The organism is Micromonospora sp. WMMA1363, assembly GCF_030345795.1.
Taxonomy (GTDB): Bacteria; Actinomycetota; Actinomycetes; order Mycobacteriales; family Micromonosporaceae; genus Micromonospora.
The window spans coordinates 4,866,077-4,887,032 of the sequence record NZ_JAUALB010000001.1 but is presented as its reverse complement, the minus strand read 5'-3'; the positions used below and the strand labels follow the sequence as shown (position 1 = coordinate 4,887,032).

Below are 20,956 nucleotides of genomic sequence, written 5' to 3'. Positions count from 1 at the left end.
GGGCGGTCCGCGATGCACACCAGGTACGGCTCGATCGAGGCAGCTGTCACGAACGTCGCGGCCTGGCTGACCGACACGGTGGGAGAACCCGTTCCGATCGACATGCCTCGCAATGACGGAGACGGCCTCGTCCTGTGGCCGTTGGAACTACGGTCGGTCCTGCAGACCCGGGGCGGGACGGGACGGGATCCGTATCGCCTCGTGGTCCGGCTGCTGGTCTGCGGGACCGGAACGGCCGCCCTGTCCCGACTGGACCGGGTGATCGCCGCCGCCGCATCCGCCGGCGAGCCGGAGGTGAGGCTCACGGCTGGCGACCCGGCACTGTGGCGAGTCTTCGGCGTCGCGCCTCGGCCTGCGGTGCTGGTGGACGTGCCCGCACAGATCGCCCGGCCACAGCCGCCAGTCCCACCCGTGCTGGAGGAGCTGCGTGTGCGGCAGGTCGACATGCGCACGCTTGCCGGTCGGGTGGTCGGGCCGCGGCAGCAGCCGCTCGCGGCGGTGCGGGTTGAGATCGAAGCCACCGGGCAGGCCACGTACACCGATGCGGACGGCCGCTTCCGGCTGGCCGGAGTCCCGCTCGACCCCGACCAACCGGATCGCCCCGTGCGGATCCGCCTGCTCTGCCGGGGTCGCGTCGACGTCACCGAACTCGCCCCCGGAAAACCCGAGCACGTGATCGTCTGCCAAGCCCCTACCCATTGACGGTTCGCGGTCTTTTCCCGAGGAGGAACTGATGCCCGACTACTTCTCTCCCGGCATCTATGTCGAGGAAGTCCCTAGCGGCGCGCGGCCAATCGGCCCGGTCGGCACCAGCACCGCCGCCTTCGTCGGAATCGCCCCGGATCGGTCCGCGCACGTCAACCGGGCGATACCGGTCAACAACTGGTCGGAGTTCCTGCGACTCTACGCCAGCGGCGACCACCCGCGAGGCACCGCGTTGTCGCAGGCGGTCTACGGCTACATGGACAACGGTGGCCGACGCTGCTGGGTCGTCAACGTTGGGGAAGACGGCCAGGTCACCGGAACCGGCACGGGTCGGGCCGGGTTGGAACTGCTGGAGCCGATCGACGAGATCTCCATCGTGGCCGCGCCCGGCTTCTCCGATCCGGTCTCGCACGAGGCGCTCCTCGCCCTCGCCGAGAAGACGCGGACCATGGTGGCGATCTGCGACCCGCCGCTGAAGGTCAACGACATCTCGGCGTTGACCCGCGTCGGAACTGCCAGTAGTACGCCAGCGACCCGGCCGGCCGGCACGAAGCCACCCGGCGATGCCGGGTCTCGACCGGATCCTGACCCCACCGACTCCGAGGGTTCCCCGTCCCGAGCACCGGCGTCCCGATCGAGTGCCGTCACATCGGGAAGCGCGGGCGACGGTGAGGAGGAAACCGTCGCCGAGCCGGCCGCGTACCGGCCGCGACAGTCCGACTTCGGCACGTTCTACTTCCCCTGGCTCCTGGTCCGCGACCCGATCGGCGGGAAGCTCGTGTACGTACCGCCGAGTGGTCATGTGGCCGGCATCTGGGCCCGCACCGATGCCCAACGCGGGGTGCACAAGGCCCCGGCGAACGAGCCGGTCCGTGGCGCGGTCGACCTGGCCCATCGGGTCACCCGGTCGGAGCAGGACGTACTCAACCCGAAAGGCGTTGACGTGATCCGCTTCTTCCCGGACGAGGGGATCCGAGTCTGGGGTGCCCGCACGCTCGCCGCCGAGGCCAGTGAGTTCCGCTACCTGAACGTCCGGCGACTCACCATCGAAATCGAACAGTCAATCGCCCGCGGCACCCGGTGGATGGTGTTCGAGCCGAACGACAGCACCCTCTGGCGCTCCATCCGCCGGGACATCGGGGCGTTCCTTACCCGGGTGTGGCGGGATGGCGCGCTGCTCGGGCGGACGCCCGAGGAGGCGTTCTTTGTCAAGTGCGACGAGGAGACCAACCCGGCCGACGTCCGCGACGCCGGCATGGTGGTCGCGCTCATCGGCATCGCGGTGGTCAAGCCCGCGGAGTTCGTGGTGTTCAAGCTGAGCCAGTGGCCTGGCGGCACCGAGACCGAGACGACTGGAGGCTGAGATGCCGACCACGGCCACACCGCAACCTGGTACGCCTGTCGACCCGTACCGGGCGTACACCTTCAAGCTGCTCATCAACGGCGTGACCAACGGACACTTCACCGAGGTCAGCGGCCTGGAGGTGACGATCAGAACGCTGCGCTACCGGGAGGCCGGCAACGACCACACTCGAACGGTGCCGGGTCAGGCCGACTACACACCGGTCACCCTCCGCTACGGGCTCACCTCCTCGCGTGTGTTGTGGGACTGGGTCAACGCCATCGCCAAGGGAACGGTCACCAGGCGCAACGTCTCGATCGTCCTACTCGACCCGACCGGCACCACCGAGGTCATGCGCTGGAACTTGATCAACGCCTGGCCGACTCAGTGGCGGGGCGCCCACCTCAACACCCTCGCCCAGGAGATCGCCGTCGAGGCGTTGACCCTGGCCTACGACGGCCTGGATCGGGAGTGAGGCAGTGCACCCGCCGCGACCTCGTGAACGGCTCGCCCGGGCACTACGTGCCGTGGCGAGGGCCGCGGACCGGCTCGCCCAGGCGATCGAAGGCGCGCGCCCCGCAGCCGGCCCACCCGTTCCGTCCTGGGCTGTCGGGCCACCCGAGCACTGGCTCCGCCTGGTCGCGGCGTATGCTCCCGGGCTGCTGCGTGACCCGCGTCTCACCGCGACACCGACCGTCGGCCAGGCGTCCACACCTGTCCCGGACCCGTCGGCCAGGCACACAACCGGCACGAGGATCCCCCGACGCGAGCGGGCGGCCGGGATTTCGGGCGTCGTCGCCGGACAGGCTTGCCGAGCGACGCCAGCGGGTGTGCCCGACGGGGCGGGTGAGGACACCGGGTCCGTGACAACCACCGGTCGCGCCGCCACGGCCGGTGCCACCCACCGCACCGAGTGGTCGAGGGCGGCCACCCGGATCACCGACCGGCTCGCCCGGCTGGCCGGCCGCACCCGCCCAGCGGACGACCCGTCCTCGCCCGGTACCGCCGGCACTCGGCTCGGGCACCGGCTCCGCCTGGTCCAGGCACAACCCGCCGAACTGGTCGCGGCGCCCGCCCCCGAGCCGCGGAACCGGCGCAACGCCGTGACCGCCCCGGGTAACCCGCGACGCGCAGCGCCGATCGTCGACCAGGCGGCCGCACCGGTCGGGGCATCCCCACCGTCTCCTGCCATTGGTGACCGCGGACCGGCGCCGGCAGGCTCGAACGCCCGCACGAGCCCGACCCTCCCGGGCGCGATGTGCCCACCCGGGTTGTCGCACAGATACCCCACCGAACGCGCCAGCACAGCGCCCGACCGGGTAGCCAGCTGGATGGCTGCGGCGCAGCCAACGCCGAACAGCGCTCTCCGCCAGCGTGGAGTCCCCGACCCGAGCCGTTCTCACACCGAGCCGGGCACGGCGTTGATCGGCGGGCCGTTGCCCGACCCGACGGGCCGACACGGCGCAGGCAGGCACTCCGCCGGCGCTGGCGGGGCGCTGCCCTCGAAGACGCCGCCCACCGGCGACGCGCCACCCTGGGGCAGCTCTCCGCCGGTCCTCGGCACCTGTTCAACCGGAGTCGCTGGGCAGCTGCCGGCGGTCAGGGCCGAGCGGACAGACGGCAGTTCGGGCCGGGCTGCCGAAGCGCAGCCCGACGCATCCACCGATGGAAACGGGAACGGTGGTGGGTGGCGACCCGGGAGAAAGCGGACCGGACGGTGGGAAGGCCACTTACCTGCCTGGCCGGCGGTCGTCCCGCCGATCGCGCTGACCCGTCACGGTGGTGACGACGGCGCCCCGGGGAACCGGTGGGTGGGCCCGACCGACCCGTCGGGGACCGCTTCGGTCCTTCCCTGGCCTCAGTTGCCGGCCGACGGGCCCGCCACCCCGCATGCCGGGTTCTCCATGCCGCACCACAGCGCGGCTGGAGCGTCACCGGCTGTCCGCGATTTCCCGGACCGGCTCGACGTGTGGCCGGCGCTGCCCGACGACCCCGAGCTGCGGCTGCCGGCTGGCCCTGCCACCGATCCGAACCAGCTGCGCCGGCTGGACCGGGAACAGGCGGGTGACTGATGGAACGCGTCGCCTTCCTCATCGACGGCTCCGGCACCCGGGTCGACTGCCTGCTGAATCCGGAGACCGTGCGGGTCGCCAGGCTGGCCGGGGTGCGCCCCCGGGGCGCCGAAGACGGACAGCTGACGGGTGTCGGGCTGGCCGACGACGCACTGGTGTTCACCGGCGGCGGACGTACGACCCTGGTGCTGGACCTGCTCTTCGACATCGACTTCGTGGAGGCGCAGGTACCCCCTGACGACGTCCGCGCGCTCACCCGCCCGCTGTGGATGCTGGCGGAGAACAGCACGACTGAGCACGGCTGGCTGCGCCCCCCGCTGGTCCGACTGGTGTGGGGCAAGGCGTGGAATGTGCCCGGGGTCATCGCCGCGATCGCGGAGCGGTTCGACGGGTTCACGCTCACCGGTGCTCCCCGCCGCTCGTGGCTGCGGCTGAAGCTGGTTCGGGTGGCGGAGCCCGCCGAGACGGCCCCGGACGGTTTCGAGGAGGACCTGGCTGCCACGAGCACCCCGACCGTACCGCCCGGCTCGGCGGTGATCGCCAGAGCGGGCGGTGCGGGCGAACCCGGCTGGTCGGGGGTGCGTCTCGATCTGCTCGCCAACGACGCTCTCGGCTCGCCGCTGCGCTGGAGACAGCTCGCCGAGCGCAACGGGATCGCCGATCCGCTGGCTGTCCCGGCCGGCACCGTGCTGTCCATTCCGTCGATCGTCGATCGTCTGCCAGGAGCCGGCACGGCCACCGGTGACGGGTCACCGGTCCCGGGCACGTCGGACGGAGGTAACCCGTGAGCGTCACCGTGCCCCGTGTGCCAGCCGTTCTGATCGACGGCGCACCGCTGCCCGTCCCGGCGATGCGACAGCTGCGGTCGATGCGTGTCGCCGCACGCCTGGACGTGCCGACCCAGTGCGAAATCGTCTTCTCCGCCGCGCCGGGCGCGGCCGCCATCCCGCCGTGGGCCCGGACCGGGACCGCGCTCAGGGTGTGGCTAACGGGCAGCACCGACCTGCTGTTCACCGGCGAGGTGACCTGCGTCGAGGTGGAGTACGCCGCCGACGGTGCGGCCCTGCTCCGGCTGCGGGCCTACGACCCGCTGCACCGGTTACGCAGGCGGCAGCAGCTACGGGTCTTCACGTCGGTTACCGCAGCGGAGCTCGCCGACCAGCTCTGCGCGGGTCTCGGGCTGGTGGTGGACGCGACGGCCGACGGCCCCCGGCTGGACCGGCTACTCCAGCACCGGAACAACGACCTCGACCTGTTGCTGCAGACCACCGGCCGTGCCGGCCTACACGTCACCGTCGACCAGGATCGGCTGCGGCTGGTGACCCTCGACGGTTTCGGCGATCCCGTCGAGCTGGCGTTGGGCCGGAACGTCTTCGCGCTGCGAATCTCCACCAACCTCGACCAAGCGGCAGGGGCCACGGCCGTCCGCGGCTGGCGTCCGGGGTTGGCGGAGCCGATCGAGCAGCGGGCGGACCGTGCACGGTCGGGTCGCCGGATCCCGTTGCGTCCAGAACCCGGGCAGGTGGGCGCGGATGGTGTGCGCACCATCCTGAACCAGCCCGTCCGCAGCGACGACGAGGCGGCCGCGTTGGCCCAGGCGGGATTGGACGCTCGGGTCGCCGCGCTGGTCACCGCCGCGGGGACAGCCGACGGGGACCCCGCGTTGCGTCCCGGCCGACGAATCTCGCTGACCGGGGTCGCCACGCCTGTCGCCGGGGTGTATGTGCTGACCGAGGTGGTGCACACGGTGGACGCCAACGGCCACCTGACGCACTTTTCCACGGCTCCGCCCGACCCGCCGCCAACCGTGGTGCCGCCCGCACCGGCGACGGTGACCCTCGGCCTGGTCACCGACATCGACGACCCGGACCGGCTCGGCCGGATCCAGGTGAACCTGCCGGCGTACGGCGGTCTGGACGCAGGGTGGCTTGAGGTGACCGCCCCGGGGGCGGGTCGCGGCAGGGGCATCGTGGCGTTGCCCGATCCGGGTGACACCGTCCTGGTGGTATTGCCCGGCGGGGAGCCATCCGCCGGGCTCGTCCTGGGATCACTCTTCGGAGCGATCGAGCCGTATGACTCGGGAGTCGTGGGCGGACGATCTCGCCGCTGGTCGATGCGGACGAGCACCGGCCAGTCGATCGTCATCGACGACGACGGGCGCAGTCTGCGGCTGGCTACCGACTACGGCAGCCGTTTGGAGATCACGCCCGAGCGCACCACTCTGCACGCCGCGAGCGAACTGGTGCTCTCCGCGCCCGGCCGGGCCATGGTGGTCCGGGCTGGCACCGTCGACTTCCAGCACGCTGGACTGGCGGCGGAGGCGGCTGACGCCGCAGGTCGGGCGGCCACCGGGCGCACCGGTGGGGGAGGCGGCTGATGCGCTGGATCCACCGCGGTTCGCTGATCGAGTGCGACCACGACGGCCGAGTGGTCAACGTGGCGTCGCAGCGCTGGGTGACCATCGGCGGGGCGCCGGTGCTGGTGGACGCCGACCCGCAGGGAAAGGCGATTCTGGGCTGCCCCAACTTCGGACCGACCATCAAGCCCTGCCTGCGGACGCTGCGGGTGACGGCGGGCTACAGCTCGTGGTTGCGGGTCGACGGCCAGCGCGTCGTGCTGTCGAACCTCGACGGCCTCACCGACGGCAGCCCGCCAGGGCTGGTCCACTACACCGTCCGCGATCCCAGCCAGTCATTTGTTGAGGCAGACGCATGAGGGCCATCCGGTTCGTCGGCGCCGGTTTCGACTCCGGTCACACCGGTGGTCTCGCCGTGACCGCCGCCGGCGGTCTGGCCATGACCGACGGGGACGAGACGGTGCGCCAAGCGTTGTTCCTGCTGCTGTCCACCACTCCGGGCGAGCGGCTGATGCGGCCTGGGTACGGCTCGCGACTGCACCGGCTGGTCTTCGCGCCCAACGACGACACCACCGCCGGCTTGGCCATCCACTACGTGCGGCAGGCGATCCTGCGGTGGGAGCCCCGGGTCGACGTGGTCGACGTGAACGCCGGACCGGACCCAGGAACGCCGGGGCGGCTTCTGATCCGGCTCGACTACCGGATCCGGGCCAGCCTCGCCCCGGGCCAGCTGGCCTTCTCTGTCGACCTGCTGCCCAGTGATGACGACCGCGACGAACGAGCCGAGGGAGTCCAGTCATGACACTGCCGGTGCCACGCCTCGACGACCGCACCTTCCTCGACCTGGTCACCGAGGCACGGGAACGAATTCGCCAGTCCTGCCCGGACTGGACCGATTTATCGGTACACGACCCGGGAACAGCGCTGCTTGAGGCGTTCGCGTACCTGACCGAAGTGATGATCTTCCGGCTCAACCAGTTGCCGGACAAGGCATTCGTCGTCTTCCTCAACCTACTCGGGGTCACCCGGCATCCACCCACCGCGGCCTGGGCCGACGTGCGGTTCACCCGCACCGGCTCGGACAAGGATCCGATCCGCATTCCCGCCGGGACCCGGGTCACCGCCGGACGGGGCGCCGACTCCCAGCAGATCACCTTTGTCACCACTGAGCCGGCCCGCATTCCCGCCGGTCAACCGGGCCGCACCGTCCGCATGTACCACTGCGAGATGGTGGAGGCGGAGCTGCTCGGCACCGGCACCGGCCAACCCGGTCAGGTGCTCCGCGCCGCCCATCCACCGTTGACCCGCACCACTGAACCACTCGACCTGCTGGTCGGCGTCGAGGTGCCCGTCGGATCGGTGGCCATCGGCGCGGCAGCCCGCGAATACGACGGACGGACCTACGAGATCTGGCTACCCGTCGACAGCTTTGCCGGCGTCGGCCCGCACGCGAAGGTCTACCTGGTTGATCGCTCCTCAGGAACGGTCACCTTCGCTCCCGCCCTGGACATCCGCACGGCCGACACCACGGGCGGCCGACCCGGGCCGGCCGCCCCGCACAGCCGGTCCGGGGCGACCGAGGCGGCGGCCACCAGAGCGGCGGCCGCCTCCGCCGGCACCGGCGCGGCCACCTCGCCGCCGGCATCATCACCCGCTCCGGAGGACGGGCCGAGGCCGGCGGAGCCCGCACCACCGTCCGGGATGGGCGTCCCGGCGACCGCTGGCCCGGAGAGCGGCGGCGGTACCGGCGCTCCCGGTGGCCCGGTGACCCTAGCGGCGGTTCCCCCCGACGGCTGCCAGGTGCGAGCGTGGTACCGCACCGGGGGCGGTGCGGACGGCAACGTGGCCGCCGGAACGTTGACCAGCCTGCGGGACCCGCTGCCCGGGCTGAAGGTGACCAACCCCGATCCGGCCAGTGGCGGCCGGGACCTCGAGCCCATGGAGTCAGCGCTGACCCGCGGCCCATACGACTTCTTCTCGCAGCAACGCGCGGTTACCGCACGGGACTACGAGGTGCTCGCCACCGAGTTTCCCGCCATCGCGCGGGCCCGAGCCTTCACCCGAGCAGCCGTCTACAGCTTCGCCAAACCGGGCGAGGTCGAGGTGGTGCTGGTGCCGTACGTGCCGGATCAGGCGCAGCAAGACGATCGGCTGCCGGTGGGGGTCCTGCGCGCGCACGAAGGGGATCAGATCCGCCGCCAGGTCGAGGTCGACCTGAGCGACCGCCGGTCGTTGGGCACCTCGTGTCGGGCAAGGTGGGCCCAGTACAAGCCGGTGTCGGTCCGCGGCCGGGTGGTCGTCAGCCCGGAGGAGGACATCGCTGCGGTGCGCGACCGCATCCACACCCGGCTCTACCAGACGCTGAGCCCGCTGCCGACCCCGCTCAACCCGACCGGCTGGGCGTTCGGCGAACCGCTCCGGGCGTCCAACGCGTACCGGCTCCTGGAGCAGGCGGAACCTGGCGTGCGGTACGTCGCGTCGGTTCAGTTCGTCGTCGACGAGGCCCCTGACGCCCAGGTCCGCTCCGTCGCCCGTGACCGATACCAGGCCGAAACCTGGTATGCCGCCCGGGGTTCCGTGCTGTTTCGCTCGACCAACGACGGTGCCGGCTGGGAACCCACCGGTCGGTTCGCGGGCGAAACGGTGGTCCGGATCGTCCCCGCTCCCGCTCCGACACGCCCCGGCATCGTCCGCCGGCCCGGCTCGGTCGCCGCGATCACCGCCCGGGACAGCGGAGGTTCCGGCGTGTACCTGAGTGACGACCTGGGCGAGACCTGGTCACTGCTCACCGATCTCGACTCGCACGTCCAGGACCTCGCGTGGCTGGACCGGGACGGCACGGGCAACCTGGTGCTGGCCACGGACTCCGGGCTCTTCGAGGTATCCCTGGTGCTGGGATCGGTTCCGCTGCAGATCCTGGTCGATCCCGGCGACGCGGACCGCAACTTCTATGCCGTCAGCGCCTTCGTCTCCGAACAGGGCGCACCGGGGGTCGCGGTGGCCGCCCAAGCCGGCGGCGGAGTGTACCTCTCCACCACGGCCGGTCGCCCCGGCACCTTTCGGAAGATCGGTCTCGACGATGTGGACAACCGGGTGCTTGCCGTCCAGTACGACGGCCCGGCCACCATGCTCTGGAGCGGCGCGGCCGAGCCGGATCCGCGCAAGCCGGGCCAGGGCTGCCATCGCACCCGACTGTTCGAGACCGACGTCAAGTGGCATCAGATTCCAGGCTGGACCGGCGGCACCTGCCGGGATCTCACCTTCGCCGATTCCGTAGCCGTCGCCGCTACCCAGAGCGGCGGAGTGCTCCGGCTCGACACCCTGGCCACCCAAGCCCGGTGGCAGGCCGTAACGGTCAACAGCGGGCTGCCGCTGCGGGACCGCACCCGGTTCGCACCCGTCGAGGCGATCGCCGCCACCGCCGGAGTCAGGGCAACTCGCGACAACACCCCGGGCGCAGATGCCGGCGGCGGGGCTGGGGAACTGTACATGGTCGCTGGCGAGCGGGGGGTCTATCGCAGTGCTGACGCGATCAGCTGGACGGCCAGCGCGAACCAGACGAGCGCCGACGTGGTGACCATCCCGGACACCTGGCTGCTCTGCTCAGGCGAGCACGACATCGAGGTGGTGCGGCACGATGCGCCGAGCGGCGATTGAACGGCTACTACCCGCCGCCTACCAACGGTCCGGCGTGCCGGGCAGCGTGCTGACCGCGCTGTTGGATGTCATGGAGCGGCTGCACGCTCCTGACGAGGCGGTGCTCGCCGACGTCGACGCGCTTTTCGCGCCGTACCGAGCGCCGGACCATCTGGTGACGTACCTGACCCGCTGGGTGGCGATGGATCACGTCTTGTCGACCGCGTCCCGGCCGGACGCCCCGTCGACCCTGCCGCTGGGTCGGCTGCGGAATCTGGTCGCACAGGGTGCGCTACTGGCCCGCTGGCGAGGTACCCCGTACGGGATGCGACACATATTGGAACTGGCCACCGGTGTCACTGGCTTCGAACTCGACGAGCCGACGGACCGGCCTTTCCACGTGGTGGTACGGGTACCACCGGCAGCCACCGACCGGCTCGGTGTGATCACCCGCATCGTGGCGGCGGAAAAGCCCGCCGCCGTCACCGCCGAGATCGTCACCGGCGCCGTCGGCCCGCGTCGCCGGCCACCGCACACCACCGATTCGCAGCAGGCCGCCGCTGCGACCGGGGCTGAGCCGCCGTCGATGCCGGCGCCGGCATCGACGGCGCCCCGGCGGGCGGGAAACACGTCGACTCAGGCGGGCGGCCGGGCGGTCTCCCCGCAGCCCTCGGAAAAGGAGAAGCTATGAGTATCGATTGGAAGGTCCGGGCCGTAAACGATCGCTTCGTCCTGGACGCCCACAACACCGGCAAGCTGACCTTTACCGTTTCGAACACCAGCATGGAGGAGCAGAGAGCGATCTTCGACGTCGAACCCGGTGAAAACGCGAAGCGGGCCTGGTTTACCGTCGAAAATCCGAATCGGCCGATTTCCGGCCAGGGGTCGGCCACTTTCCTGGTGGACCTCGCGGTGCCCCCCGGCACCCCGACCGGACGCTACGAGATGAAGGGCCTCGCGTACTCGGCCCAGCTCGCACCGGAGGAGACCTCCCAATCCAGCCAACGCGTGACGTTCGACGTCAAGCGCGTACCCCGGACAATGCCCGTGCCGTGGTGGATGATCGCCGCCGGCGCCGTGCTGATTCTCATCACCGGTGCGGTGGTCGGCTACCTGCGTGGCAGACAGGACCCGGCGCCCACCGCACCGCAGACACTGATCATCGAGGCGGAATCGTGGTCGTCCACCGCGACCGTGACCTCATCGCTCGCCGGCTCGCCGGCAAGCGTCGGTGAGCAGTTCGACGCGTGCTGCGGCAACGTCAGCTGGTCCGGTGGAGCTCAGCTGCTATTCAACGGAAAGGCCGCCGGCGACAAACTGACGGTGTCCTTCAACATTCCCACCGACGACCTCTGGCAGGTATCCGTGGTGCGCACCACCGCACCCAGCTACGGCAACACGATTTACACACTGGATGGTGAGCAGCTCGGCAATCTGTTCTTCGGATACACGGCGAACACTATCAAGACCAGCTGGATCGATGCCGGAACTGTCAAGCTCACTGCCGGTGAACACACGTTGAGCCTCGTCGTCGTCGGCAGGACGCAGGGCACCGGCTTCGACGCCGGCATCGACGTGATCCGACTAACCGAGGTCGTCCCCGAGAGCACCCCCGCCACGTGATGAGCGGACGACAGAAGATCCTGTTGGCGGTTGTCGCCCTCGCACTGGTGGCGTTCTACGCGATCGCCCTGGGCACGGGGACGAACAGCCAGGGTGATCCGGGCGCGCGACCGCGTTGGGTCGACTGGCTGGGTGGGGCGTTCGGTGGGAACTCCGTCGTGGATCCCTCGACGGTCACCGCGGACTGCTCCCGCGCTGGCGACATCCTCACCTTTGCCGACGACTGCCACCTGGTCGTCCAAGATCCAGGGAGCCTGGAGACCCTGATCCTGCGTAGTTCGGCCGCCTTCGTGGTGCAGGCGCCGACGCCGGGCGACTCGGACACCACCGCCCGCCAGGAGGTGACTCCGTCCCCCACAGCCAGCGCCGCCGCGACTCCCACAGCCAGCGCCGTCGGCGGTGCCACCCCAACCGCCAGTGCCGCTGCCGGCACCGCCGTCGCGAAGATCGCCGTCGACCGCGAGACCCGGATCGCCCTCTCGTGTGTCGGCGCCGACGAATGCACGGTCACGATCGCCTCGTCCTGACCAGCAGCCAACCGGACGACAGGAAGAGACCATGGGTGAGTTACGAAAGCCATTCCTGGTGGCGGCGCTGATCGTCATGGCCATGACAGTCGGCGTGGAGCTCGGTACCGGCATGGTGAGCGGCGGCGGTGACGCCGCCGCGGCACTCCGAGACAGCGCGGGCAGCCTGGGCGTGGAGATCGGCGACACCAGCCACGTGACCGAGCCTCCCGGACGAGGCACGAGCTATCTGGCGTTGGTCGACGCGGTAGCGGTCTGGACGACCGGACTGCTGTGCCTGAGCCTGATCGTGCCCCGCCGGATCGAGGGACGTGCGCAGGGAATCGCCACCCTGATCTTCGCCATCATGCTGATCCTGGGGGCGCTCGCCATGCTGGCGATCGCGATCATTCGACTCACCGTCATGGTGTCGCTACTCCTCGCGTTCCCCTTCGGCACCCTGGCCTACCTGGTGATCTGGGGATTCTTCCCAGTTGGCAAAGCCTCCGTGATAGTCGGTCTGTTGCTGTCGCTCAAACTCACCTGGGCGATCCTGCTCCTCCTCGCCCAGCCCCGCTTCCTGCAGAACATCGGCCTGGTGGCGCTGGCTCTCACCACCATGGTGTGCACGGTCGTACTGGGGTTCCTGCATCACATGGTGCCGAGAATCCTCGTCAGCATCACCGACGACATCGGCGCCGTCATCTTCGCCGTGGTGGCCGTGATCTGGGGCATCGTCATGCTGATCGGCTCGATCCCGGGCATCGTCATGGCGTTCCGGCCACCGCCGCCCACCCTGCCGAGAGTGCCTTGACTTACGGATTGGATGGGCCGGCCCGGTCCCGGTCCGAACGCCGAGGAGGGCCACGGAGCGGAAGGCCACGGAGACGTGCGAGCCGCAGACCGAACCAACGCGGCAGCGACCCGGCGTGCGGTACGACGTGGGGGCCGACCTCCTACGGCTCGCGTTCGGGAAGGCGGAGCAGGGGGCCCCGACCGGGGGGCTGCTCGGGGGCCGGGCCGGACACCTCGGGCACCGGAATCGCTACGGTCACCGGTTCCGCACAGGTGACCCTGACCCGCTCGCCGTGGTGGCACAGCTCCAGCATGTTGTCCGAGCCGCCGTTACGCAGGGCGTACGTGGTCTGCTCCGGCCGCACGTCGACCCTCAGCCGCATCCCCCGCCACTGGAGTGAGAACTCCAGGCGGCTCAGCTGGCTGGAGAGCCGGGGCGCGAACGAGAGCATGCCGTCGTGGTCGCGCAGCCCACCGAAACCGGCGACCAGGGCGATCCACGCCCCCGCCAACGACGCCATGTGCGCGCCGTCCCGGGTGTTCTCGTTGAGGTCGTGCAGGTCCATCAGCGCCGCCTCGCGCAGGTACAGGTGCGCCAGCTCCGGGTGCCCCACCTCGGCGGCGAGCACCGCCTGGGTGCAGGCCGACAGCGACGAGTCCCGGACGGTACGGCGTTCGTAGTAGAGGAAGTTGCGTAGCTTCTGCTCCGCGGTGAAGGCGTCCCCCCGCCAGTGCATGGCGAGCACCAGGTCGGCCTGCTTGACCACCTGCTTGCGGTACAGGTCGAAGTACGGGTAGTGCAGCAGCAGCGGGTACTTCTCCGGCGGGGTGCGGGTGAAGTCCCACTCCTGGAAGCGGGTGTAGCCCTCCACCTGCTCGTGGACGTCGAGCTCCTCGTCGTACGGGATGTGCATGTCGGCCGCCGCGTCCCGCCAGGCCGCCGCCTCCTCGTCGGTGACACCGAGGTGGTACGCCTCGTCCCGGTAGTGCTTCACCGCGTCCGCCGCGGAGATCAGGTTCCGCTGGGCCATCAGGTTGGTGTAGACGTTGTCGTTCTTGACGGCCGTGTACTCGTCCGGCCCGGTCACCCCGTCGATGTGGAACCGGCCGTGCCGGTCGTGGTGACCCAGCGATCGCCAGAGGCGGGCGGTCTCGACCAACAGTTCCAGGCCGATCTCCCGCTCCAGGGTCCGGTCGCCGGTGACGAGCACGTAGCGGCGTACCGCGTCGGCGACGCCGGCGGCGATGTGGAAGCCGGCGGTGCCGGCCGGCCAGTAACCGGACGACTCCGGGCCCTCGATGGTCCGCCACGGGAAGGCGGCGCCGGCCAGGTTGAGCGTCTGGGCCCGTTCACGTGCGGCCGGCAGGGTGCGGTGCCGCCAGTGCAGGGCGTCCCGCACGGCGGCGGGATAGGTGTACGTGAGCACCGGCAGGACGAACATCTCGGTGTCCCAGAAGGCGTGGCCGTCGTAGCCCGGGCCGGTGAGGCCCTTGGCGGTGATCGGTCGGCGTTCGGCCCGGGCACCGGCCTGGAGCACGTGGAACAGCCCGAACCGCACCGCCTGCTGTACCTCCGGGTCGCCCTCCACCACCACGTCGGCGGCGTCCCAGAACTGGTCGAGATACTCGCGCTGCTCGCGCAGCAGCCCCTCCCAGCCGTCCAGTCGGGCGGCGGCCAGCGCCGCTCCGACCTGGTCGCGGAGCGCCGGCAGCGAGCGACGGCTGGACCACCCGTACACCAGGTACTTCACGACCCGCAGCGTCTCGCCGGGCTGGAGCACGCAGGCGACCGTGGTCCGCACCCAGTCCTCGTACCCCTCCGACTCGATGGTGGTGCGTGCGGTGGTCTGGACCTCGTGTTCCATCCCGGCGGCCAGCCGCAGGCCGGACACCTTGGTCCGGTGGATCAGCAGGCCGCCGTCGTCGGTGGTCAGCTCCTCCTCGGCCTGCAGTGGCGACTCCAGCACCGCCGCCACCCGCGGGTCCTTGCTCTGGGCGGGCAGCGTCTCATTCGCCACCAGCTCCGACTGGATGATCAGGCGTAGCGGCTCGCCGTCGGCTACCTCCACCTCGTAGTTGATGGCGGCCACCGCCCGTTGTCGGAAGGACACCAGCCGGGTGCTGCGCACGCGCACCTCGCGGCCGGCCGGCGACCGCCAGTGCAGCGACCGGTGCAGTGTGCCCTCCCGCAGGTCGAGCACCCGTTCGTGGGCGAGGACTTCGCCGTAGCGCACGTCGAGCGGCTCGTCGTCGACGAGCAGGCGGATGAGCTTGCCGTTGGTGACGTTGACGATCGTCTGGCCGGATTCGGGGAAACCGAAGCCGGCTTCCGCGTACGGCAGCGGGCGCAGCTCGTAGAAGGAGTTCAGGTATGTCCCGGGCAGACCGTGCGGCTCTCCCTCGTCCAGGTTGCCGCGCAGCCCGACGTGCCCGTTGGACAGGGCGAAGACCGATTCGGACTGGGCCAGTACGTCCATGTCCAGGCGGGTCTCCCGGACATGCCACGGTTCGACCGGGTACGCGCGTTCCCGGATCACGCGCCCGGCTCCCGGTTCCGGACGACCGGCCCGCGGTCCAGCCGGCTCGGCTCCCGCGCCGGCCCGGTTTCCGCCCGGCCCGGCCCGGCCGGGTCCCGGTCGAGCAGCTCGGCGAGGTCGCGGATCACCACGTCGGCGCCGTACTCGAGCAGCTCATCGGCTTGGCCGACCCGGTCGACGCCGACCACGTACCCGAATCCACCGGCCCGTCCGGCGGCCACCCCGGCGAGGGCGTCCTCGAACACGACCGCGTCCGCCGGGTCGACCCCGAGCAGCTTCGCGCCAGCGAGAAACGTGTCCGGCTCGGGCTTGCCACGTAACCCCTCGGTCCGGGCGACCAGGCCGTCGACCCGGATCTCCAGCAGCGGTTCCAGGCCGGCCGCCGCGATCACTTCACGGCCGTTGGCACTGGCCGTGACGACCGCGCGGCGCAGCCCCGCGGCGGCCGCTGCCTCCAGGTACGCCACCGAGCCGGGGTAGACGTCCACCCCGTGTGTCCGCAGTTCCTCGAGGAACAGGACGTTCTTGCGGTTGCCGACGCCGACGACCGTGTCGGCGGCGGGCGGGGCGTCCGGCTCCCCTTCGGGTAGCACGATGCCGCGCGAGGCGAGGAAGGTGCGGACCCCGTCGTGGCGGGGCCGACCGTCGACGTACCGGTTGTAGTCCGCGCCCGGGTCGAACGGCCGGAACGGCTCACCGGTGAGCGCGGCCCACCGCCGCAGGAACTCGTCGAAGGTGGCGGTCCACGCGGCGTTGTGGACACGGGCGGTCTGGGTGAGCACACCGTCCAGATCGAAGAGACAGGCGGTCACGTGCGCAGGCAGGCCGAGCATCGTACGAATCTAACCAGCCCTCCGTCCCGGGAGGCCCGATTCGACGCACGCCGCGCCGGGCCGACCGGAGGTTCACCGGGCGGCAACCTGCGGTAGCGGTCTGCTCCACGACCCGGTCGACGTCCAGGGGCGGGCGGGACGCGACGCAGGGTGCTGCGCTGTTCTCGTCAGCCTGCTCTGCGCGGCCCGGACGGTGGCGGACCTGCGGCGCACACCCGGCGTTGACGGTTGGCGCGGCTCAGTTCGGCCGGAGCGTCCAGACCACGGTCATCTCGCCAGTGGGCTTGCCCTCCTCGGTGGCGATCTCGACGCGGACCGGGAACTCCGGCCGCCGGCCCGCGTCCAGCTCGGCGATCACCTCGGCGACGGGCCGGCCGAGTCGCGCGGTCGCGCGCACCGCACCCCGGGCGAGTTTCTGGTACGCGATGTCGGCCCGCACGGCGAGCGGCGTGGCCCGGTCGAGCAGGTGGGCGAACGCGGCGAGCACGACCGCGCCGGACGCGGTCTCGCCGAGGGTGAACATGGCGCCGGCGTGTGGCCCGCCGACATGGTTGTGGGTGGCCGGCGTGTCGGGCAGCCGGACGACGGCGTGCACTTCACCGTCGGCCTCGGCGGCCACCTCGACGAATTCGAAGCCCAGGGTACGGACGAGCGGCACGGCTTCCAGCATGCCGGCGGCCACCTGTCGAGAGTCGATGCTCATGCCCGTACGTTACTAGTCGGTAACTTGGTCGGCAAGGGACGCCGGCGTGAAGCTGAGGCGCAAGCAACGGCCCCTTCCGTACAGCAACCTCAGCGCCAGCCGACGTCGATTCGGTCGCCGCGCTCGTCGAAGAAGTGCAGGGCCTCCATGCGGACGGAGACCGTGAGCGGACGGCCCGGCGACACGGCCGGATAGGGGGCCAGCCGGACCGCCAGTTCGGCCGGGCGGTGGCGGTGCTGCCGGCCCGGGTCGGGCAGGACGCTGGCACGGGCCTCCACCGCCGGCGCCTCACCCTTCGCCGGCTCCGCGCCCCGGCCCGCGATCCGCTGCACCACCTGGTTGAGCCGGCGCAGGCCGCGCTCGCCGGGAGCGGGCCGTTCGGCCGGCGCGCCCGTCTCGTCCACCACCACCGCCGTGGCGCCGACGTCGAGGAAGGCGATCGACTCGTGCCCGTGGTGCTCCAGATAGCGGATCCGGCCCTGCAGCACGTCGCCGGGTGCGCCCGCGGCGACCGGGGTCAGCGCCTCGGCCCGCATCCCGACCACGATCCGCTCGCCGTGGTAGTGGGCGACCGCCCGGGCGCGGATGTCGTTCCACGGCAGGTGGAGCGCCTGCTCCCCGAGGGCCAGCGCGACGTGGCGATCGAGGTGCACGTAGACCGAGGCCTCCAGCAGGTTCATCCGGGGGCTGCCGAGGAACGCGGCGACATAGAGCGTGGCTGGGCGGCCGTACACCTGGGTGGGCGTGCCGACGTCCTGGAGGACCCCCTTGCGCATGATCGCCACCCGGTCGGCCATGGTCAGCGCCTCGGCCTGGTCATGCGTCACGTAGATGGTGGTCACCCCCAACTCGCGGGTCAGGCCGGAGATCTCCGCGCGTAGCTCCGCGCGGAGTCCGCTGTCGAGGTTGGACAGCGGCTCGTCCATGAGGAACAGCCGGGGCCGGCGGACGATCGCGCGTCCCATCGCGACGCGCTGGCGCTGCCCGCCGGAGAGCTGGCTGGGCCGACGGGCGAGGACGTCGCTGATGCCGAGCGCGGCGGCCACGTCGGCGACCCGCTCGACCCGTCGGCTCGGTTCGGAACCGGCCAGCCGCAGCGGGAAGGCGATGTTACCGCCGACGGTCATGTGCGGGTAGAGGGCGAAGTCCTGGAAGACCATCGCCACTCCGCGCTCCCGGGGTGGCAGGTCGTTCGCCAGTCGACCACCGAGCAGCACGGCACCGGAGGTCGGGTCCTCGAGACCGGCGACCATCCGCAGCACCGTCGACTTGCCGCAGCCCGAGGGCCCCAGCAGCACCATGAACTCGGCGTCGTTGACATCAAGGTTCACCCCGTCGACGGCGCGCGTGCCGTCCCTGAAGACCTTGGTCACGTCCCTGAGCGCGACGGTGGTCACCCGTCTCCTCCCCCAGCTCGTCAGCCCGACCCCGAATGACTGTGACGAGGAGCACCCCGGAAGGGCATCGGGTGAACGTTCCATGTTCAACCCGTGACAGTCCCATTACGCACCATCGAACGACGGCAGTGTGACATTCCGGACGCCCGGCCCGTCGGACGGAGTGCTGCCGGCCCGGACCGACCCAGCCGGAACGGTTCAGCAGGCCGGGCCCGGCTCCGGTTCCTCACCGAGGAAGACCCGCCGCACCACCCGCTCGGCGGCGTGGCCGTCGTCCAGCCGGCAGAACCGGTCCCGGAACCGCCGCCGCGCCTCCTCCGCCGCCGGGCCCCGCACCGCATTTGAGCGGAACACGTCGAGTAGGCCGCCGAAGTCCGTCGCCACCGCCCCCGGCGGCTCAGCCGTGACGTCGAAGTAGACACCCCGAGTCAGCCGGTACGCGGTCCAGTCCGGCGCGTAGACGACGATCGGCCGGTTCAGGACGGCATAGTCGAACATCGCCGACGAGTAGTCGGTGACCAGGACGTCCGCGGCCAGGTAGAGGTCCTCCACGCGCGGGTGGCCACTGACGTCGTGGACCCGCTCCCGGGTCACCGGACGCAACGCCCGCCGCTCCCGATCATGGAAGTAGTGGCTGCGCATCAGCAGCCGGCCGGTCGGGCCCAGCACGGCGAGGAACCGGTCCGGATCGAACGGCGGTCGGTAGCCCGGCAGGTGCTCGCGGTGTGTCGGGGCGTACAGGACCACCTGCTCGCCGATGCCGAGGCCCAGCTCGGCGCGGATCCGCAGCACCTGGTCGGTGGTCGCGGTCGCCAGCGGGTCGTTGCGCGGGTAGCCGACCTCCAGGGTGGTGTACGCGGCCGGGTACGCGCGCTCCCACATCTGGCTGGAGAAGCTGTTCGACGTGATGCTGTAGTCCCACCGGTCCACCCGGCGCAGCAGACCGGCGAAATCCAGTCCCACCGCCCCGACCGGGTACCGCTGCTGGTCCAGCCCCATCACCTTGACCGGGGTGCCGTGATGGGTCTGCACGTGGACGGCGCCGGGGCGTTTGCGAACGAAGTCCGGGAAGTTGACGTTGTTCACCAGCCAGCGCGCCCGCGCCAGCACCCGGCACTCGGCGGGAGTGCCGGCCACCACGTACTCGACGCCGGGCGGCATCTCGGCCACCCGGTCCCGCCGGACGATCCACACCCCGCGCACCTCGGGGACGAGCCGGCGGGCGGCCTCGTGGATGGCCGCCGGATTGCAGGCGTAGCCGCGGTACCAGTAGGCGGCGTACACCGCCAGCGTCGGGTCGACCGGCCGGCGCAGCTCGGCGTGGTAGTACCCGCGGAGCACCGCGTCCCGGGTCAGGCCAGCACCACGCCGGGCCAGCGGCGCGACCCGCCGTTTCGCCCGCCGCGCCCGCCGTTCGGCCACCTCCCGCGCCTGGTAGGCGCCCCGCAGCACGCTGAAGGTCCGCCACCGGCCGTCGGCGACCAGCCGGTGCTTGAGTCCCTCCACCCCGCCGGGCGCCGGGTAACCCTGCGGCGGCCGCCAGCGGGCGTGATCGGCGGTGATCTGCGCGAAGAAGCCGGGACGCAGTTCCGGTGCGATCCGTTCCCCGTTGCCGAGCACCGTCAGGTAATGCGAGATCATCCGCTCGAAGAGCACCGGTCGCAGGTCGTCGACCGCCGGGCCCCACTCGGGCAGGCGCCGGAAGACCCGGTGCCACTGTGCGAAGACCTCGAAGTGGCGGTCCCCGCGGGTCCGGGTGATCGCCCCGGTCCGGCGCTGGCGGTAGTTCACGCAGACCCGGTCCAGCACCCCGATCCGCTCGGCGAGCAGCAGCGCCGGGTAGCTGAACGAGACATCCTCATACCAGCCGGGCGCGAAGCGCAGCCCGTGGTCGAGCAGGAACTGCCGCCGCAGCACCTTGTTCCACGCCGTGTGCAGCAGGTGGACGGCCGTCGGCCGCTCCCCCAGCCGGAACGTCCGCGCGTCGGGCGGCTCCGGGAACACGTCGAGCAACCCGCTGCGGGTGGCGGTCCCGTTCCACCAGGTCCGGACGTGGTCGACCACCAGCACGTCCGGCCGGCTGTCGCGCAGCCGTCCGGCCACCTCGGTGAGGCAGTCCGGCGCCAGCCAGTCGTCGCCGTCGACGAACCAGACGTACTCGCCGGTGGCTCGGTCCAACCCGGCGTTGCGGGCCGGACCGAGCCCGACGTTCTCCGGTAGCCGGAGCGCCCGCATCCGCGGATCGCGAGCCGCGTACTCGGCCAGGATCTCGCCGCCGCCGTCCGGTGAGCAGTCGTCGACCCCGATCACCTCGATGCCGACCTCCGGCTGACCCAGGATCGAGTCCAGGCACTCTCGTAGGTAACCCTGCACGCGGTAGGCCGGGACCACGAAGCTGATCAGTGTCACCTGGCCGCCCCTGTCGTCCAGGGCCGGTGTCGAAGTCCTCGG

18 protein-coding genes are annotated in these 20,956 nt (G+C 71.2%); 13 read left to right on the top strand and 5 right to left on the bottom strand.

What is annotated here, in order from left to right; genetic code table 11:
• Positions 1–12 precede the first annotated feature (12 nt).
• The 13 genes from QTQ03_RS22730 (at position 13) to QTQ03_RS22670 (ending at position 13,054) form a co-directional block, all read left to right on the top strand.
• Entirely contained in the window at positions 13–702 is a 690-nt protein-coding gene (locus tag QTQ03_RS22730; RefSeq protein ID WP_289279793.1) for a peptidase associated/transthyretin-like domain-containing protein, read from the top strand.
• Positions 703–733: 31 nt separating this feature from the next.
• A complete protein-coding gene (locus QTQ03_RS22725) occupies positions 734–2,068 on the top strand; it encodes a phage tail sheath family protein (RefSeq protein WP_289279792.1) in 1,335 nt (444 codons plus the stop codon).
• A gap of 1 nt (position 2,069) precedes the next feature.
• Positions 2,070–2,522 carry a phage tail protein gene (locus QTQ03_RS22720; RefSeq protein WP_289279791.1) on the top strand — a complete coding sequence of 151 codons (453 nt, stop codon included), beginning with the start codon at positions 2,070–2,072 and terminating at the stop codon, positions 2,520–2,522.
• 1,387 nt (positions 2,523–3,909) lie between these two features.
• The gene (locus QTQ03_RS22715; RefSeq protein WP_289279790.1) at positions 3,910–4,119 is read left to right on the top strand and encodes a hypothetical protein; all 210 of its coding nucleotides are present in this window, start codon (positions 3,910–3,912) and stop codon (positions 4,117–4,119) included.
• Complete coding sequence (locus QTQ03_RS22710; protein ID WP_289279789.1) at positions 4,119–4,907, top strand: CIS tube protein; 789 nt, start codon at positions 4,119–4,121, stop codon at positions 4,905–4,907. Before QTQ03_RS22715 ends, QTQ03_RS22710 begins: the two co-directional genes overlap by 1 nt.
• 17 nt (positions 4,908–4,924) lie before the next feature.
• On the top strand, positions 4,925–6,496 hold the full coding sequence (locus QTQ03_RS22705) for a phage baseplate assembly protein V (protein WP_289279788.1): 1,572 nt from the start codon (positions 4,925–4,927) through the stop codon (positions 6,494–6,496).
• Entirely contained in the window at positions 6,496–6,834 is a 339-nt protein-coding gene (locus tag QTQ03_RS22700; RefSeq protein ID WP_289279787.1) for a hypothetical protein, read from the top strand. The genes QTQ03_RS22705 and QTQ03_RS22700 overlap by 1 nt, the downstream gene beginning before the upstream one ends.
• A complete protein-coding gene (locus QTQ03_RS22695) occupies positions 6,831–7,277 on the top strand; it encodes a GPW/gp25 family protein (protein WP_289279786.1) in 447 nt (148 codons plus the stop codon). The genes QTQ03_RS22700 and QTQ03_RS22695 overlap by 4 nt, the downstream gene beginning before the upstream one ends.
• On the top strand, positions 7,274–10,132 hold the full coding sequence (locus QTQ03_RS22690) for a putative baseplate assembly protein (protein WP_289279785.1): 2,859 nt from the start codon (positions 7,274–7,276) through the stop codon (positions 10,130–10,132). The genes QTQ03_RS22695 and QTQ03_RS22690 overlap by 4 nt, the downstream gene beginning before the upstream one ends.
• On the top strand, positions 10,113–10,802 hold the full coding sequence (locus QTQ03_RS22685) for a phage tail protein (protein ID WP_289279784.1): 690 nt from the start codon (positions 10,113–10,115) through the stop codon (positions 10,800–10,802). The genes QTQ03_RS22690 and QTQ03_RS22685 overlap by 20 nt, the downstream gene beginning before the upstream one ends.
• Positions 10,799–11,734 carry a carbohydrate-binding protein gene (locus tag QTQ03_RS22680; protein ID WP_289279783.1) on the top strand — a complete coding sequence of 312 codons (936 nt, stop codon included), beginning with the start codon at positions 10,799–10,801 and terminating at the stop codon, positions 11,732–11,734. Before QTQ03_RS22685 ends, QTQ03_RS22680 begins: the two co-directional genes overlap by 4 nt.
• The gene (locus tag QTQ03_RS22675; protein ID WP_289279782.1) at positions 11,734–12,261 is read left to right on the top strand and encodes a hypothetical protein; all 528 of its coding nucleotides are present in this window, start codon (positions 11,734–11,736) and stop codon (positions 12,259–12,261) included. The genes QTQ03_RS22680 and QTQ03_RS22675 overlap by 1 nt, the downstream gene beginning before the upstream one ends.
• A 58-nt stretch (positions 12,262–12,319) precedes the next feature.
• Positions 12,320–13,054, top strand: coding sequence for a hypothetical protein (locus QTQ03_RS22670; protein ID WP_289279781.1), 735 nt, complete (start codon positions 12,320–12,322; stop codon positions 13,052–13,054).
• A 142-nt stretch (positions 13,055–13,196) separates the two neighbouring features.
• Here QTQ03_RS22670 and QTQ03_RS22665 read toward each other — a convergent pair whose 3' ends face one another.
• The 5 genes from QTQ03_RS22665 to QTQ03_RS22645 all read right to left on the bottom strand — a co-directional run bounded on the left by QTQ03_RS22665 (position 13,197) and on the right by QTQ03_RS22645 (position 20,914).
• A complete protein-coding gene (locus QTQ03_RS22665; RefSeq protein WP_289279780.1) occupies positions 13,197–15,572 on the bottom strand; it encodes a glycoside hydrolase family 65 protein in 2,376 nt (791 codons plus the stop codon).
• Entirely contained in the window at positions 15,569–16,405 is an 837-nt protein-coding gene (locus QTQ03_RS22660) for a beta-phosphoglucomutase family hydrolase (RefSeq protein ID WP_289279779.1), read from the bottom strand. Before QTQ03_RS22660 ends, QTQ03_RS22665 begins: the two co-directional genes overlap by 4 nt.
• A gap of 238 nt (positions 16,406–16,643) precedes the next feature.
• Positions 16,644–17,108, bottom strand: coding sequence for a DUF4442 domain-containing protein (locus QTQ03_RS22655; RefSeq protein WP_289279778.1), 465 nt, complete (start codon positions 17,106–17,108; stop codon positions 16,644–16,646).
• Between the two features lie 89 nt (positions 17,109–17,197).
• Positions 17,198–18,505 carry an ABC transporter ATP-binding protein gene (locus tag QTQ03_RS22650; protein WP_289279777.1) on the bottom strand — a complete coding sequence of 436 codons (1,308 nt, stop codon included), beginning with the start codon at positions 18,503–18,505 and terminating at the stop codon, positions 17,198–17,200.
• A gap of 198 nt (positions 18,506–18,703) precedes the next feature.
• Entirely contained in the window at positions 18,704–20,914 is a 2,211-nt protein-coding gene (locus QTQ03_RS22645; protein WP_289279776.1) for a bifunctional glycosyltransferase/CDP-glycerol:glycerophosphate glycerophosphotransferase, read from the bottom strand.
• Positions 20,915–20,956: the final 42 nt, after the last annotated feature.

What these genes read in the sequence shown, in the direction of transcription:
- QTQ03_RS22730 (WP_289279793.1), top strand. Translation starts at nt 13, where the DNA reads ATGCACACCAGGTACGGCTCGATCGAGGCAGCTGTCACGAACGTCGCG.
- QTQ03_RS22725 (WP_289279792.1), top strand. Translation starts at nt 734, where the DNA reads ATGCCCGACTACTTCTCTCCCGGCATCTATGTCGAGGAAGTCCCTAGC.
- QTQ03_RS22720 (WP_289279791.1), top strand. Translation starts at nt 2,070, where the DNA reads ATGCCGACCACGGCCACACCGCAACCTGGTACGCCTGTCGACCCGTAC.
- QTQ03_RS22710 (WP_289279789.1), top strand. Translation starts at nt 4,119, where the DNA reads ATGGAACGCGTCGCCTTCCTCATCGACGGCTCCGGCACCCGGGTCGAC.
- QTQ03_RS22700 (WP_289279787.1), top strand. Translation starts at nt 6,496, where the DNA reads ATGCGCTGGATCCACCGCGGTTCGCTGATCGAGTGCGACCACGACGGC.
- QTQ03_RS22695 (WP_289279786.1), top strand. Translation starts at nt 6,831, where the DNA reads ATGAGGGCCATCCGGTTCGTCGGCGCCGGTTTCGACTCCGGTCACACC.
- QTQ03_RS22690 (WP_289279785.1), top strand. Translation starts at nt 7,274, where the DNA reads ATGACACTGCCGGTGCCACGCCTCGACGACCGCACCTTCCTCGACCTG.
- QTQ03_RS22685 (WP_289279784.1), top strand. Translation starts at nt 10,113, where the DNA reads ATGCGCCGAGCGGCGATTGAACGGCTACTACCCGCCGCCTACCAACGG.
- QTQ03_RS22680 (WP_289279783.1), top strand. Translation starts at nt 10,799, where the DNA reads ATGAGTATCGATTGGAAGGTCCGGGCCGTAAACGATCGCTTCGTCCTG.
- QTQ03_RS22675 (WP_289279782.1), top strand. Translation starts at nt 11,734, where the DNA reads ATGAGCGGACGACAGAAGATCCTGTTGGCGGTTGTCGCCCTCGCACTG.
- QTQ03_RS22660 (WP_289279779.1), bottom strand. Translation starts at nt 16,405, where the DNA reads ATGCTCGGCCTGCCTGCGCACGTGACCGCCTGTCTCTTCGATCTGGAC.
- QTQ03_RS22655 (WP_289279778.1), bottom strand. Translation starts at nt 17,108, where the DNA reads ATGAGCATCGACTCTCGACAGGTGGCCGCCGGCATGCTGGAAGCCGTG.